The sequence below is a fragment of the Paraburkholderia sp. J8-2 genome (assembly GCF_905220195.1).
Taxonomy (GTDB): Bacteria; Pseudomonadota; Gammaproteobacteria; order Burkholderiales; family Burkholderiaceae; genus Paraburkholderia.
In genome coordinates, this window is sequence record NZ_CAJMZA010000027.1 from 36,192 (window position 1) to 51,540 (window position 15,349).

General features: G+C 60.4%; 16 protein-coding genes. All 16 read right to left on the minus strand.

Features of this window, described 5'->3' with window-relative positions; translation table 11 throughout:
• Positions 1-65: 65 nt before the first annotated feature.
• The gene (locus U5A52_RS34095) at positions 66-392 is read right to left on the minus strand and encodes a killer protein (RefSeq protein ID WP_321938343.1); all 327 of its coding nucleotides are present in this window, start codon (positions 390-392) and stop codon (positions 66-68) included.
• 11 nt (positions 393-403) lie between these two features.
• Positions 404-865, minus strand: a complete 462-nt coding sequence (locus U5A52_RS34100) for a hypothetical protein (RefSeq protein WP_321938345.1) — start codon at positions 863-865, stop codon at positions 404-406.
• Position 866: 1 nt separating this feature from the next.
• On the minus strand, positions 867-1,574 hold the full coding sequence (gene stbB, locus U5A52_RS34105; protein WP_321938347.1) for a StbB family protein: 708 nt from the start codon (positions 1,572-1,574) through the stop codon (positions 867-869).
• 76 nt (positions 1,575-1,650) lie between these two features.
• Positions 1,651-3,372, minus strand: coding sequence for an LPD7 domain-containing protein (locus U5A52_RS34110; RefSeq protein ID WP_321938348.1), 1,722 nt, complete (start codon positions 3,370-3,372; stop codon positions 1,651-1,653).
• Complete coding sequence (locus tag U5A52_RS34115) at positions 3,369-5,108, minus strand: type IV secretory system conjugative DNA transfer family protein (protein WP_321917259.1); 1,740 nt, start codon at positions 5,106-5,108, stop codon at positions 3,369-3,371. Before U5A52_RS34115 ends, U5A52_RS34110 begins: the two co-directional genes overlap by 4 nt.
• Positions 5,105-5,473: a hypothetical protein gene (locus U5A52_RS34120; protein WP_321938351.1), complete on the minus strand. Its 369-nt coding sequence runs from the start codon at positions 5,471-5,473 to the stop codon at positions 5,105-5,107. The genes U5A52_RS34115 and U5A52_RS34120 overlap by 4 nt, the downstream gene beginning before the upstream one ends.
• Positions 5,474-5,819: 346 nt before the next feature.
• Positions 5,820-6,794: a P-type DNA transfer ATPase VirB11 gene (virB11, locus tag U5A52_RS34125; RefSeq protein ID WP_321938429.1), complete on the minus strand. Its 975-nt coding sequence runs from the start codon at positions 6,792-6,794 to the stop codon at positions 5,820-5,822.
• Positions 6,795-6,996: 202 nt separating this feature from the next.
• The gene (locus U5A52_RS34130; protein WP_321938353.1) at positions 6,997-8,343 is read right to left on the minus strand and encodes a TrbI/VirB10 family protein; all 1,347 of its coding nucleotides are present in this window, start codon (positions 8,341-8,343) and stop codon (positions 6,997-6,999) included.
• A gap of 17 nt (positions 8,344-8,360) precedes the next feature.
• Positions 8,361-9,299 (minus strand): TrbG/VirB9 family P-type conjugative transfer protein, encoded by a 939-nt coding sequence (locus tag U5A52_RS34135; RefSeq protein ID WP_321938354.1) that lies wholly within the window; start codon positions 9,297-9,299, stop codon positions 8,361-8,363.
• Complete coding sequence (locus tag U5A52_RS34140) at positions 9,296-10,153, minus strand: type IV secretion system protein (protein WP_321938356.1); 858 nt, start codon at positions 10,151-10,153, stop codon at positions 9,296-9,298. Before U5A52_RS34140 ends, U5A52_RS34135 begins: the two co-directional genes overlap by 4 nt.
• A gap of 7 nt (positions 10,154-10,160) precedes the next feature.
• Positions 10,161-10,331 carry a hypothetical protein gene (locus U5A52_RS34145; protein WP_321930775.1) on the minus strand — a complete coding sequence of 57 codons (171 nt, stop codon included), beginning with the start codon at positions 10,329-10,331 and terminating at the stop codon, positions 10,161-10,163.
• A gap of 124 nt (positions 10,332-10,455) precedes the next feature.
• A complete protein-coding gene (locus U5A52_RS34150) occupies positions 10,456-11,331 on the minus strand; it encodes a type IV secretion system protein (RefSeq protein ID WP_321938431.1) in 876 nt (291 codons plus the stop codon).
• A gap of 67 nt (positions 11,332-11,398) precedes the next feature.
• Positions 11,399-11,644, minus strand: coding sequence for a hypothetical protein (locus tag U5A52_RS34155; protein WP_321938359.1), 246 nt, complete (start codon positions 11,642-11,644; stop codon positions 11,399-11,401).
• Positions 11,634-12,311, minus strand: coding sequence for a type IV secretion system protein (locus tag U5A52_RS34160; RefSeq protein WP_321938361.1), 678 nt, complete (start codon positions 12,309-12,311; stop codon positions 11,634-11,636). Before U5A52_RS34160 ends, U5A52_RS34155 begins: the two co-directional genes overlap by 11 nt.
• Before the next feature lie 24 nt (positions 12,312-12,335).
• Positions 12,336-14,906 carry a transporter gene (locus tag U5A52_RS34165; RefSeq protein WP_321938362.1) on the minus strand — a complete coding sequence of 857 codons (2,571 nt, stop codon included), beginning with the start codon at positions 14,904-14,906 and terminating at the stop codon, positions 12,336-12,338.
• On the minus strand, positions 14,903-15,343 hold the full coding sequence (locus tag U5A52_RS34170) for a VirB3 family type IV secretion system protein (protein ID WP_321917272.1): 441 nt from the start codon (positions 15,341-15,343) through the stop codon (positions 14,903-14,905). Before U5A52_RS34170 ends, U5A52_RS34165 begins: the two co-directional genes overlap by 4 nt.
• Positions 15,344-15,349 lie beyond the last annotated feature (6 nt).

Consider the following 15,349-nt stretch of genomic DNA (forward strand, 5'->3'; position numbering starts at 1 on the left):
GGGTTCTCCTCATCGCTGGTGATACGTAAGCGTGGCAAAGCGGCACGGCATAGGCGGCGCGCGATTCAAGGTCCTTTTTCGACGGCGCCATACCTCGAATTGACCGAGCCCCTCAAGTCGCTTCCGACCGACTCGCACTCGTTCAGATAGTCGCCGCGTGCATTCGTGGTTCCACCTGGATCGAAATGCCCGTGATGGAATCGCACGATGGAAAAGTACGTCGCTTCGTATTCGTCGCACGTTTTGCCACCGCTGCCACCGCCCATCACACCGGCAAGACAGAGCACCACCCCGCACGCGTCCACGTTATCGTTCGCGCGCGCCAGCGGCGTCGCGAGTGCGCATATGAGGACCGCACGGCAAAGTGCGCCCGCAACTGATCGTCGTTTCATTGCGTCGCCCCCTATCGTCCGAACAGATGCAGGCCGGCCAGAATGGTCGGTAGTGCCACAGACAGCGCCGCTGCGATGATTGCCGCAACCAGCACCCAGCTCGCGAGCTCCCCGCGACTGACGAAACCGCCACGACGTCGTTCGTGCCGGAGTAGTTCGCGCAGGAGCTCACGACTACGGCCGTTCGCTTCGTCGTATTGGCGCAGCGACAGTTCGGCGAGCAGCTGATCGCGTGCCTCACCGAAACTGGCGGCCTTCTCCAGCACGTCCAGGCTCGCTTCGGAGAACTGCTTCAAAAACTGCTCGTGGCGCGCGGTGAGCCGTAGCATCAGGAGCTCACCATCGTCCTTAAACTGTTTGCGATACGCCTCGACCAGCTCGCCGAGCTCCTTCACCTCGCGGCGCACATTCGTTACCTCACCTAGCGCGGCAGCAATCAGCTCCTCGCGGATCGCGTCGTCCTTTGCGCCCATGTCAGCTCACCAGTTCCGCGAACACCACGTCGAGTTCAGATGTGACCCGGCGTGCGAGCCGCTTCAGTGCCACCATGCGCCGGATATGCGCGCGTTGCTCCTCGGGCATGCCGGAGTCGATTGCCTCGGCGTTCATGGCGAGGTAGTCCGCAGGATCGTTCCGGATATCGGCAATGGTCTTGCCGATCCCCTTGATCTTTTCGAAGATGGGATTCTCGTAGATCACGGCATTGGGGTTAAGGGCACACCAGCCGTCGCGCCCGACTGCCTCGAAAAGCCTCGAAAATGCGCTCGTGAGATCCTGCTTCGGGTCGACCATGTTGAAAACAACCCGGATTTTCTCGCGCGGGACGCCAACTTGCTGGAGCGTCTGAAGGGTTGAAATGGTGTCGACCTGCTGCTTGGCCCCGGCCACAGTTGGCACGACGAAGCGGTCGTAGTCCTGGTGCGAACCGTCATAGCGGTTCATCAGCGTAATGAAGTCTTCGACGTTCGACGCGCCGACGTCGACAACGGCACGGCTCACGCTCATCAGCCGGTCCTGCACCTCGTCAAACTGGCTGCCGCGCAGGGCGGCCGTGTCGGTGCCGTCGGAATTGATCGATTCGATAGAAATCACCACCGCTCCTTCCAGGCGAGGTGCCAGCACATGACGCGTGACGGTCGTCTTGCCGACGTTGCCTGAGTGATTTAACACTGCGATTTTCATGCTTCGCTGCTCCGGAGAAGAATTGGCAGGAGTGGCCGTCGTCTGCACGGGGCCAGCGTCCGGCTTCACGTAACGATCAGGGTTCAAGTTCGAACGGCGGCGCGTCATGTCCGGCCTCCAGCGAGGGTTGCTCCGACGCGCTTTCCGTAGCGGCGCTCCCCGCGTGCTGCCGGCCGGGCTCCTGCGTCGCACGCTCGCGCTCGATCTGCTCGCGCACCGCCTCGATCGTCGCGTCACTGACCTGTGGCATCGGAACCTCGAGCGGACGGTTAGTTGCGCGCGCCTCGGCCACGGCGCTTTCGAACTCCCCTCGCAGTTGCTCCTTCTGCTGCTCGGGCAATCCTTTGATTTCGTCTTCCAGCACCTCGCGCGCAGCCTGCTCCTTGATGCGCTCGCGCGCCGCTTCGAGTGTGGCCTGTTGCTCCTTCGTGTAGCGCCAATTGCCATTCAGGAAGCGCTCACGCGCCTCGTTAATGCGGCGCTGTTCGTTGACTTCCCGGCGCACACTCGCCATCTGTTGACGCTGCTCGCGCGTTGGCAAGCCTGCCACATCGGGTGACGACACCAGCCACTCATTGCGCCGGCTCGTCACGGGCTTCGGATCGATTTCCCGCCCCTTACCGTCGAACTGCCGCTGCAGGGCGGTGACTTGCCGGGTGCTACCTTTTTCAAGCTCGACGCGCTGCCCGATCTGGACACCGCTGTCCGCAATCGCCCGTTCGAGGTCGAGGCCCCAAACGGTGCGCTCTCCTGCCTGTGTGCGGACGGTCGCGTAGTAACTGTCCTTGTGCTTTGGATCGTGATTGAAAGGCGACGGCCCGTGCGCGAGTAGCTCACCCGCCGTGACTCCCGGCGGAGTCGTGGTCTGGAGCGTGGCTTGTGCCTGCTGTCGCGCGTCGCTCTGTGCTAGGCCACCGGTGGCGCCGGCGCCAGATCGAACCGGCGTGGGTGCGGGACTCTCCGGCCCAGGAAAGCCGTTACCCTTATTTGGGCGAGGTGCCTCACCTGCTGTGCGCGGCGCGCCCTTCCGCGCCCCCCTGTTTTCGCCCGACGCAACGGGTTGTTCGGGGCTTTTCGCATCGGCCTCTGATTCAATCGTATTCGTGCGTGCCGGTTCGCCAGCTGTCGACCGTTCGCCGGCAGCAATACGCATCGCCTCACGCGCGGCAGCTAGTGTCGCCCGATCCTGAGCCTTAGGCCGGAAGCCGCGCGAGGGCACGCCGGCCAGTTCGGCGGCGATCCACGCTTGACGGCGAAACTCGTCGCTGCCCTTCAGTTGGAGCTCGCTCCAGTACTTCGCCTGAGCCACCGCAACCATGTGCTGGATCACATCGCGATCTTCGCTCGCCGTGGCCAGCGAACGGCCCTTGTCCTCGAAATGCACGGTCTCGCTCTTGCGATCGAGATACTTGCCCTCGAATGCCACATACTGATCGCGAACCGACTTCGGGACCTCGTAGCCGGTCTTCTCGATGATCGGCTTCGGCTGGATGGCGTTGTCGGTCTCCTTCGCGGCAAGCGTCCTCCCAATGCCGGCGGCCGGGGTGACAGCGTTATTGACCGGCGGGCTATCCTTGAGCAAAGCTTCAACCTCCTTCCGGTCGGTTCCGCGTATTTTCTTCATCCGCTTCTGCGTTGCTTCGTCGAGCGACGCTTCAGTTGCCTTCGACGCGGTACGTACATCGGGTTCATTTGCCGGTAACGTCTGGCGCGCTCGGATAGCCGACGCGTCGTCGGAATTGGCGGCGTCGCGCTCGTGGAACCCTAGCTGGTCCTCCGGGAATTCAATCTCGTTCATAGCCTGGCTCCTTCAGATACGGGGAAAGGCGCGGCCGCGGGCTTGTCACCCGAGGTCGCATCAGGTAGCACCTCGCTCAGGTAGGGCATCAGCTTGAAAAGCGAAGCGCGAATGCTGGTACGGTTGGCAAAGTGGACAGCTTTCAGCACATCGATTTCGTGCTCGCGCACTTCGCGCACCAGTGTGGACGACGCTGCCATCTCGGCCGCCTGGGCACGGCGCACGTCGTTCTGTCGATGCCACCACTGCTCAACGTCGATCTGCGGCACCGGCGCGCAGAGTTCCCGTTCCACGAAGGCCGCGTGTTTCATCTGAGCTTCGTCCGGAAACTTCGGCGCAAATCCAAAGAATTCGCGCCGGCGATTGGCTTTTTGAAGGCCCGCCATGACGCCCTGCAGATACGGGCTTTGCTGCACAAGGCGATCCACCATCTCGGCGTCTTCGTAGTAGTACGCCTTGTCGCACAAGATCGGATTGCACCCTTCGATGGTGATGATCTGCCTGCGTCTGGGCAGGCCACGCAATTCCTGAGGCAGCATCAGCGGGCGCGCGTGTTCGGTCTCGTTCGTGTTTGTGGACGAACTGCGACCTCGGCTGCGCCCGCGCGAACGCGCGAGATAGGTGAACGTTCCCAGCATCTTCGAATACTCTTCGGAATCCTCTCGTGTCCGGGGCGCAAAAATATTGCGCATCTTGCAGTTCACAGCGAGCGTCTGCGCGCCATGCCTGCCGTACAGCTTCGGGTCCTCGAGCTGGGACATGCTGTGGAAAATCAGCATCAGGCGAAGGTTGTAGCCCGCAATGAAGGCATTGGCGGTGTCGATGATGTCGATTTTTCCGGGGGCCGTAAATTCGTCCATCATCAGCGCGCACTGATATTGAAGTTCAGGGTTCTCGGCGGGTTGCTCGCGCGTATTCAGATCTATCAACTGTGAGTAGAAGAGGTTCATGAGCAGCGCGCCGGCCTTGAGTTCGTTCGGCCTGATCGACACGTAAATCGACATGGGCTTCCGGCGCACACTTGCGAGATTGAAGTCACACCGCGACGTTGCTGCGTCTACGATTGGATTGATGAAGACATTCAGCGGCGCGGTCATTGTGGACACGATGTTCCCAAACGCCTCCTTCGACTGGGACAGGAACCGGTTCAGACAGTCCAGGCATTCGAAGCTAAGCGCGGGCAGCGCAACCGCAGCATTCGTACGCGTGCTGACGATCGACGAAATATGCTCGCGGATCGAGCGCCCCTTTCCGGAGGCCTGCCGCAGCACCTCACCAAACGTGCAGAGCAACGACGGCGTCTCGAGCAGATACAGCACGATCCCGATAAAGAGATTGCGTGCGTTGTCGTTCCAGTATTTCAGCCGTGGATCGACGTTCGACGGATAGAGATGTTCGCCGATGGCCATCACATCACCTACACGCGTATAGGCTGACCGGTGTTCAATGTATGTGAATGGGTTATACGCGTGCGTGCGGCCGTCTTCGGCAAACGGTGCCCACAGCCACGTTTCCTGCCCGCACTGGCGCCGATAGCCGGAGGTGTACAGGAAATTTTCGCCCTTAATATCCTCCACCACAACCGAATGCGGATACGTAAGAAGATTCGGGATGACCATGGATACGCCCTTGTCGGCGCGCGTGCCGGCGGCAAGCATCAGGAAGTCCTGGCCGTGGTACTTCAGGTATTCGCCCTTGTACTTGCCGACGATAAACGGGGGGTACACTTGGCTCATGGCTCGCGACCCCGCCGATCCAGCAGGCCGGCTTTCTCGATATCGCGCCTCGAAGCGAAGCGGGCTTCGCCAAACTGGGCGACGCGTCCGCGGCTCTTAACCAGCGCCATCGTGATCACCGCCACCGGCAGGCCGCCGATCGCTACCGAGAGCAGCGTGCAGACCTTCAGCACACGCCGAACCGCGGGCACATCGCCGTACCCCAGCCAGTAATCGTGAAGCGTGAATACGCCTGCCGTTTCAGGCGGCAGCTTTTGTATGCGCGCGAAGAGCGCGCCACCGATGTACTGGCCCAAGGCCACCGCACCGGCCACGATGACCAGCAATATGACGCAGGGGACAACGATCCTGAGATATCTAGGCATGGCTTCCCTCAATTCTTGGTCACGACGATGCAACCGTCGTCAATGCGGAGCCTCACGTGTATCGCGATCCCCGTCTCCTTCCCTACTCCGTTTCATGTAGCACGAGGCGCCGGTGCGGTTGCATTGCAGTCGCGCACGTCATCGAACCGTCCATGGCACGCAGGCCCGTTCGATGACCCGCACCGGGTCGTCGGCTCCCAAAGCAGATAGCGCCATTCCTCGCAAAGGGCGTATCGTGCTATCGCCCAGCCTGTCTGATGCATGAGGGCAAATTCGCCATCCGGTCGCCATTTGCACACGACGCAATCTGCAACAGCGTTCGCCGATTCCTTCACCACGGCAAAGCTCACGAGATACCGCCCAGCAGTTGCCATTTGCCGATCGGGTCGTACCAGATTTCCGCAAGCCGTTTGTTGCGCATGAAGAGCACCAGATCGATCGTCGAACGCACCTGGCCCATAATGAAACGCCAATCGAGTGTCTGGCCCACCGCGCTCTGCTTGACGAGCGTGGCGATGCGCGAGTGGGCCGAACGGGCGTCGTTGCAATGCACAGTTGTAATGCCACCAGGCGTACCGGTGTTCAGCAGCGTGATGTAATCCCACGCTTCATCGCCTCGTAGCTCGGCGAGGAACACACGATCGAACTTCATACGCAGTGTGGAGCGCACGAGATCCTTCGCGGGTAGCGTGTCGCTGAAAAATAGATGGACGTGATTCGAATGGTTTGGCAGTGAGAGCTCCGGCGTATCTTCAATCGTGCCGATTCGCTCACACGACGGTACGAGGTCAGAGAGGCCTTTATTCAATGTCGTCTTACCGGAGCCGGTGCCACCAGCGAGCGCGATGTTCAGCCGGTTGGCGACGGCTAGCTCGAGCATACGTACGACGTCGCACTGGCTCCTCGCCCTCAGCATTTCAAGCTCAAACGGCTGAAGCAGATCGTGGTGCGCGCTATCACGCCGCGGCGACACATCTCGATAGCCACTGAACCAGCCGTTCTCCTCGTACTCGTAGACCGTATACCGAACATTCGACGGAATGCGGATCGTAATCGAAATGGTGTCCTGCTCACAGGCGGGCGACATCAGCACGTGTCCACGCTCACCATCGGGCAACACCACAGGATGAATAGGCTGATTCGTGGAGAACTTGCCTCCTTTCATCACGGTGAGCGCATTCGCAAGCTTAAAACAAGCATCGAACGTGCAGGCAGGCGCATAGTGCCGCCTCCAGCCGTCCGATCCCTCCGTCCAGATCTCGCCCGGCCGATTGATCGCCACTTCAGTCAGTGAGCCGTCGAAGAAGTTCGATATGCCCATCTGTTTCAGGAAGTTCCGGGCGATGGTCCCCTTCTCGATCACGTCGATAATCGCAGAGTCATTCACCAGCAATCCTCCCCAATTCACAATCAAACTGTTCGACGTTCGACAACGTGACCCACTCGGTGCGCTGGATGCCTCACAGCGGTAAATCCTCCGGAAATTGAACCTGCCTCCTCATCGACAAGAGCCAGGCCTCTGTTCATTGCTGGCCTGTATTGCCAACCTCGTTGCCGTCCAGGCCGACGTTTTCATACACACTTCTCAGATCGATATCCCGGGCCACAAAAATGTTGATCAGTGAGCCCTGATTCGAATACGCGGTCGGCGGAATGTTGATCGTGGAACGCAACGTTTCGGCCGCCACTTCCTGTGTCGCGTTCGAACTGTTCGTGAAGGTGATCGTCTGGCCCGCGCCTGTCGCCTTGTTGGCAAGCGCCTGGCCGAAATCGCCGATCAGGCTCACCATGAGCGCCCCCTTGTAACGTAGCCAGAAGTGCTCGTCGACGTAGGCGGGGATACCTGCGGCGCCAAGCGTGTCGGTTGCCGGTGAGTGGAGCGGGATATGCACGTCGCCGTCGTCAATCTCGTCCCAGATCGCACCGATTACGGCCTGCCCCTGCATCACGGCATCACGCGTTTCACCCTTGGCAATCGCCCCCTTGCGCACCAGCAGCGTCGTGCCGTCGTCGGACCAGACATCCTGAGCTATCGGGCAACCGATCAGACCGGGCCGGTCGGTCCGGATTGCCGTCGCCTGCCCACAGCGGATCATCGTGTTTCGGCTGAGCAGGTAGTGACGGTTGGACCGGAACGAGGCCTGCATTGGTTGCAGCTTCGACGGCTGGAGAGATCTCTCCAGTGCGCTGCTGTTAGAGCTTCCGGTTTCCGCACGCGGCGCGCCGTTCACGCCCGCCTCGCCGCGCAAGGCCGACTGGCCCATCGGGCGCACCATGCCCGCGAGGCCCTCCTTGTCACCACCAGCATTTTCAGTGCTCGCTTGGCCGTTGCGCCCGAACGCATCCATTGATCCGCCGCCGGGAGCGTCACCCGTCCCACCGACGCCCCGCTCGTTCCCAAGCGCAAGCACACCACCCGACAGACGCCGTTCGGCCGGCGTCAGCGGCCGCGCTTGATTGCTAACCACTTGCCCCATCCCGGCTTGTGACGCTGCGGCCGAGGGCTGTGTGAGCCTGGCGCGTGCTTCGGATGCGGCGAGCGCTGCGGCAGCTGCGTCCGAAGCCGCCTTGGCCTGCGCTGCCTCGTCGCGCTTGATGCGATCCTTCTGCGACTCGATATCTGTACCGGTGTCGCTACTGCCCGAATCTTTCGGCTTTCTAAGATCTGCCGCCTTTGATTCCTCATGTTGCTGGAACACACGCTGCAGGTAGATCGTCAGCGCCGAAGCGCCGAGCGCGATCATGGCAAGCGCGACTAGCGCGATCCGCATCTTGCCGGTTCGCGTCTTGCGCCGCGCCGGAAGCTCAAGCGAAGGCTGCGGCCCGACATCGGGAGATGACCCATTTGCGATTTCGTTGCGCTCTTTCATCTGTATATGCGCAGAGCTCAGCTGCCCGGATTCGGAGTGGGGGTAGACGTTTCATGCCGGCGCGTGAGCCGCGCCGTTCCCGGCAGGGACGAGCCCGAAGCGTCATAGCGCCCGTCTGGCGAATAACCGTCATTACGGATACCAAGCACCGACTGCCCGTACCGAATGACGAACGCTTTCGAAACCTCGTGGACGACGACGGTATCGCCTTCCATGTGGTAGTTTGCAGTCGCCTCACTGTCGTCAGGCAGCTTCGTAAAGATCGTCGGGAGATCGCGCGTGGTCGAATACTTGAAATACGTAAAGCGCCCGTCGTCCCACAGCAGTGTCGGCGCAAGCACCCGATCGCCGCGCATCATGTACTGCATGTTCGACGCATTAGCGGTCGAGACCGCCTGCACCGATGGCGGCACGCCCGGACTACCCGCCGCCTGCAAACTCGCCGTCGGCGCTGTCCCGGGGATCGGCCCGTGTGAAGCAGCGCCGAGCGTCGCTGTGACCTCCTGCTCCCGGCGCAGTTGCGCGGCGCTCGCCTTCGCGCGCGTATCGGGATAGTTGAAGCGCAATATCCATGTGGCCGGCTGGACCGCCGTCGCGTCGGCCAGCGATATCGCGTAGACACGACGGTTCGTCACGATGAGGAAGTTGGTCTGCGGCTGCAGGGCCTGAGGCTTCAGTAGCGCACCGCTATCGTTCATGCCGAGTGACCACGCCCTCCTGTCGCCCATTCCGGCGCCATTGTCGATCACATGTTCACCGGGCTCGAACTGGATGAATACGGCAGTTCCCGCAGCAGTCGCGACGCGATAAGACTGGTTAGGATCATAGGTCGCGCACTGAACATGCGGATCGCCGCCGCAGCTATGCGGTGTTTCGACGGCGAACGCCGCGGTGCCCGCCGCAAGCGCGGTCGCGAGCGCCAGAGCGGGACAGGCGGGAAACACGCGCACCGTCATGCGGCACCTCCGCTCGACGAGATCGCGGAAGCGGCCGGCGCTGCGCGGCCGCCTGGCGAGGCATCGGCAGGCGCGCGCGTCCAGTCCCGTGAAACTTCATAGCTCGCGCAGCGAAATCCGTCCGGGTCGATATCCTGTTCGTCAGTCCTCTCGGGAACGTTCACACGAGTAAAGGCCACGGTCGCGATCCAGAACGTCGGATCGGGACGCTGTGCCGCCGGGTTCAGGGGGATCAGTTGCCTGGAAAAGAAGACCTGCGCGGTCGACCCAACAAACGTAATCGAGCCGACACTGGCAATGACCCGCGCCTGGTCCTTCAGCATCTTGAGGGGACCGCCACTTCCCCGCATGAAGGTGTCGTAAATTTGTTTCTCGCGATCGTCACTCATCACCATCACGGCCTTGTGAGTGTCCTCGATCGTTTCCCAGTCGTAGCTCTCGCGCAGCACAACATAGGTGTGGAGGTCATGGCGGTCAGTCTTTTGCGTAAAGGTCACATGGCCGTTCGCCGTCGTCGGCAGGACGTCCACAGTGCCCGTCGTATCGTTCACCCGTAGTACAGCGGGCGGATTTGGCCTATTTAGTATTCCTAATGTTCCCATGCCAAAAACGGCAGCAAGAGCGACGCCACCCGAGAGCACCGACCTGCGGTCGGCAATCCGCGCCTTTTCTTGCGCGGCCTGCACCTTCGAGCGCTCGAACGTGAGCGCCTGTTTCAGGTACCATCCCACCACATCGTTGCCAGCTATATCGAGCGTCTCGTGCTCTGCCGGAGCAACGAATGATGCAGTCTCCGCCTTGCGCCCGCGCGCCGGCATCGCTGCGGCAATCCACCGCCTGATCAAGGCTGACATCCCACCCTCACTTCTGTTGTGTCCGGCTCACCTGCGCCGTGATCGGGTTGACGGGTACCCACTGGCCTGTGGGCTCCGGCGGCTTCGGGGGTGAACTGCAGCCCGAGAAGATCGCCACCACCAGGACGACGGCTATCGCCTCCACCTTTCTCGCGATATAGGTATGTCTTGCTTTCACCTGGCCCTCACTCTCTCTCGGGTGTTCAAAAGAACAGCTTGATCGATACGATCGTACCGATCGTTGCTACCACGGCGGCGATCAACCACCACCGCGCCATCAGTAGAAGGAATCGGGCCATTGCTTACCCCGCTTCGCGCAGACTGCCTCCGGTCGCCGCCTTGCCAGCACCACCAAGCTTTCCGAGTTCGGTCGCGAGCCTGGCGACAGTCCCGAGCTTGCCCACCATGGTGGAAATTCCGACCCCGCCGGCGAGAGACGAGGCGAGGCCAGGCAGATTCAGTGAAATGATCCAGAACGACAACCCCATGACGTCGAGCTCAATAACCTGCGCGAGAGACGGAGAGCCATCGAGGGGCACAATACCCATCGCAAAATTGACCTGCAGTGCACATGCGGCCGCGAAAAGCGCGACCAGCAAAACGTAGTTCATGCACTGCCCCACCCAGTTCCAGAAAAACTGCCGCACCGGCGGGAAGAGCGCGGCCGAAATGAACAATGGCCCGAGGGCGAGCAAAAGGCCGAGCGCGAATTTCGCGAGAATGATGTAGGCAATCGCAATCGCCATGAAGGCAGCGCCGAGAATGATCATCAGCGCGATCGTCCAGATTGCGGCAATGATCTTGAGACCAGACGCCTGCAGGTAAATGGCCTGTGCGGCGTTGATATAGGCGTTGAGCAGGTTATCAAGCCCCGATACCGGGTTGCTGCCATCGGTCAACGTGCCTGCAAGCTGCTCTCCCAGCCCATTGAAAAACGGAACAACATAGGTGCTGTAGAACTGGATATTCATCCCACAGGTTAGAATGAATGTCCAGCTCACCACCCGCCTCATGAAGTCATCGATCGGATCATCATTGCGGCCCTGCCAGTAGCCCCAACATACGAGGAGTACGTAGATACTGAAGCACACGGCCATCAGTGGCGAAATCAGCGAAATAATTCGCGTCGAACCGGACGAGATCGTGTTCAGCACGTTCTGGTCGAACGAATTCGTCATTGACGTGAAAAGCTGGATAGCTGCCACGGATGCCTCCTGCTTCAATCAAGGGGATGGCCAAGTAGAACTATTTCAGTCCTGCCGCGCTCGCTTCGGCAGCGTCGCTCGCCGGATTGATACCTTTCGCCTTGCGTTCAGCAGCCAGTTTTTCTGGCGTCGTACCAAGAAATGAAGCATCGAACTTAAGATCCTGCTGTTGCTGCTGCGCCTCCTCCAAGTTGTGCTGATGACGGTCCCATGCGAGATATCCGAGATAGCCTGCGATCACAACCAGCAGGGAGATAGCTGCTCCGAGAAGTGCTTTATTGGCCATTGGTTTTCCCCAGGAAAGCGTTGTCGAATTCTCGATCACGTTGCTCCTCCGCGAGTCTGAGTTCTTGGCCCTGCAGGTTTGCGGTGAGCTGCAGGCGCGTCTGGTCATTTGTCACCATCGCCTCTTCGGCGGCCAGACGGTTTAGAAGGTCGGCCTTCTCGGTCGGATCCTGAGTCAGATTCGATTGCTGCATGAGCGACTGGATGTTGCTGAAACGCTCCATGATCGCCGAGTACGCCTGTTCGTCCATCGCCTTGTTGGCGGCGAGTGTGTCGTAGTAGCGCTGCTGGGCGGGCGTGCTCGCCCCGGTCATACCCTCCTGCTGCTCTATGGTCTGCATGGGTGAACTAATGCCCGAGAGGCTACCAGCCCTGACTTGCGAATAGATGTCCTGCCACTCATCGGGTAGATAGCTGCGCAGTGCCGGGTTGTTCGCGATCGTCCCGAGGCCGCTATTACCGGTGATGGCACGGATCTGATCCTCCTGATTCTGGATCTGCTGGACGAGCTTCTGCACCATCGTCATCTGCTGCGCGAGCTCCGCGGGCGAGATGGTCGGTACCCCCTGGGCTTGCGCGGTCAGCCCAACGCAAAGAAAAGAGACGACCGGAAAGCCGCGGCGCGTGAGTCCTCGGAATGCGGTCGATACGGCAATCAAAGGTTCCACGGATATCTCCATTCGGTTTTAGGGTCAGGCCGCTGCCACTTCGGTCATGATCTGCGCGAGGTGGCCGTAGACTGCTTCGAGCTCCGCACGCTTGCGCATCAGTGCCACGGTCAGTTCATCGCTCCACAGCGCCTCATCCACGCCGTACTTCGAGATCAACCGCGTACGCTGCTTGCGTTCGAATACGCGGTACAGGTAGACGGGCAGCCATACGTCGGGGTCATTGCCCACGTCGGCGCGCACGCCATCGAGAATCAGGGCGTTTTCTCGGTCGCCTGAAAACACGGCGATCGCGTCGTCCATACCGCGCAAGTCGAAACTGGCGAAGGCCGACTGATTGCCCTGCTTGATCAGGACACCGCGTGATTGCGGCGTCAGTTTCCTGAACTCCTGAAATTCCTTCTTTGTCTGGCCATCGCGCAAATACGGTGCCTCTTCGGCAGCAGGGTCGGCAAGGTACAGCTTCGTCGCGATAAGGCTGCGCAGCGCCGGATACAGGTCGGCCGCCTTCTGTGCCTGCTCCGGCTGCTGCGTGAGCACGATCATGAATTCACCTTCCTTGCGACCGCTCGCGAGTGTTTCCTCGATCTGCTCCCGGATCGTGCGGAAGCGGATGGGCAACCAGTATTCTTCAATAACGGTCGCCATCAGCGCACCCTTCTTCCGCATGAGATTCTTCAGGTGAAAGAGCCACGCGAACACCGCCTCTGACGGCTCATAGTTCTCTACGAGGAATGCCTCGACATCAAAGCCGATGCACCGCTGCTCGGTGAGGTTCAGCGAAAGGTTTGGCGGGTTGTCGAACACCCACCAGAACCGGCCGCTCTCCGACTTGCACCAGATCGACAGGCGCGCACGCAGGCAGTCGTCGCCCTCGTCCGGGATGCTGTCCAAAAGAATGCTGAAGCGACGCAGCCGCACATCTTCAATATCCATGACTGCGTCGACGGCGGTACGGCAATGGGCTTTCTCGGTTGCAGTCAGGTCAAGCTTGACGGGTTTGCCTTGATGATCGGGGCCGCTCTTGCGGCCGCACAATTCAACGAGGCCGTAGAGAAATTCGCGGTTTTCTGCGGTATCAGCTAACTGGAACGGCGCCCAGCCAGTAGGTGCGCCCTTCTCCACGTAGACATACGCCCCGCCCAGCATGCGAACAGTCGGCTCCCAGCCCCGTCCCTTGTCGAGCACAAAAAGCAACGGTTCGAACCGCATGAGCAGGGATATTGCCGAGGCAACGAGGGTTGTCTTGCCAGTACCTGTCGTCCCCTTCACCTCGGTATGACCGGCTAGTCTCTCGGCCACGTTGACATCACCCAGACGTGTTGCGTGAAAATTGAAGTTATAGACGTTGTTAGCCTTCGTGCGAAACGGAACGATCGCCGACCCATCACCGACGGGATTGCCCTCCGCCTTGCCTGTGGAGTAGTCGTGACACGCATTCATCGAAGCGAAATTGCGCGAGGACTGTACCTTGGGCCGCGGCTTGACCCTTGCGCCTGGCACCTGAGAAAAGTACGTGAACGGCGCCGAGCCGGTAGCGGTCATCCATTCGACGCCGCATTCATTGCGCGAACGTGAAACAAACAGATCGCCGTTTGTGATCGCCTCCTTCGCCGTCTCGCCATAAATGACTGCCGCGCCGTGATACTCCCCGAAGCTGAGCTCGCCTGTGTTGACATATCCCTGGGCCTGTCTCAGCTCCTTGCGCTGATGCTCCGCCTTGTCGCCAGCGGACTCCAGCTTGTTGACAGCCGAATCGATCGCCCGGTTCGCATCGAACCCGGTGAGGCAGTTGAACGATTGGGTTATCGTGAACTCCATTGGCAGCGTCAGCAGCGGATTCAACTGGCCCCAGCCCGGCTTGTCTGGAAATCCCCGCAAGTCAAGGCAGGTTGCAAACTGCCGACCAGCCGCAACCCCGGGCCCACGAATCGCCACCGTGTTGTAGCCGAAATGCAGATAGCTTGACGGGATGACGTCGTTACCTGGCTCCGCCGCGACCGGCACGTCAGTCCATACCGCATTGATGAGGTCGCTGATAAAGCCGTACTGCTTCGAGAAGAGCATCTGCATGCCGCTCATGTGCGTGCGCGGATACACCTCAAGCGGCCCTGCCTCGTAGTCGGCGAACTGCAGCACCGCCTGCTTCGCGAGCGATTCGATCTCCTTCAGGCCATCGTCGAAATCCTCGTACTTCAGGATTAGCGAGAAGTAGTAGCGGTTTTCGTAAAAACGGTCGTCGTTGAAGTGCCCAATGTATTCATGCGCGAACCACTGCATAAAGCGCTGTTTAAACCGATAGACGCGGTCAAAATTCACCCTGCGCCGTGCGAATGTCGTGCAGTAGCCGAGCCGGCCTCCCAGATCGCGCCCAAGCTTGCTGTAGGTTTCTGTGTCACGGTCGAAGATGCGTTCGAGCGCCGGATTGTCGTGCACCTCAAATGGCACACCGCTCATCGCGAGCGTCACCATGAACCGGTTGCCGTCAAGATGCTGGACGTGCTTCGTGACCGGGTGACCGAACCTTGGCAGCCAGTCCTCGACGGCGCCGAGGCCGCCAAGTATCTCACTCGAAATTTCGGGCTTCTGTGTCATGACTCTTCCGGATCGAGCTCGCGCAGACGGTGCGTGCCGCGGGGCAATGGGCTGAGAAAGTGGCGATAGACCCTTCGCTGGCGTCCGTAACGAAGCGGCGCCAGTGTCAGCGTGTTACCAAAGCGTGGAGCGGCGCGGCTCGCTCTGACGGACGCGCGGAGCTTCTGCATCAGAAAGTAAAAGCGACAGCGCATCTCAAGCCACATGATGCGCAGTCCCTGATCGTCGGTTTCGCACACCTTCTTGAAATAAAGAAGTACGGGGCCTCCCAGAAAGACAAAGGCAAGCCCCCCCGGTCCGAGGAAGAATCCAACGAACATCGCGAGCAGCATGGAAGACACAACGACCACGAGCATAGCCATGTAGGGTACACCCCAGATGTTCGGCGTACGGCCCAGTCCGTTGAAGCCTGGATAGTGGGCCTTCTCATCTGACATGGCGCG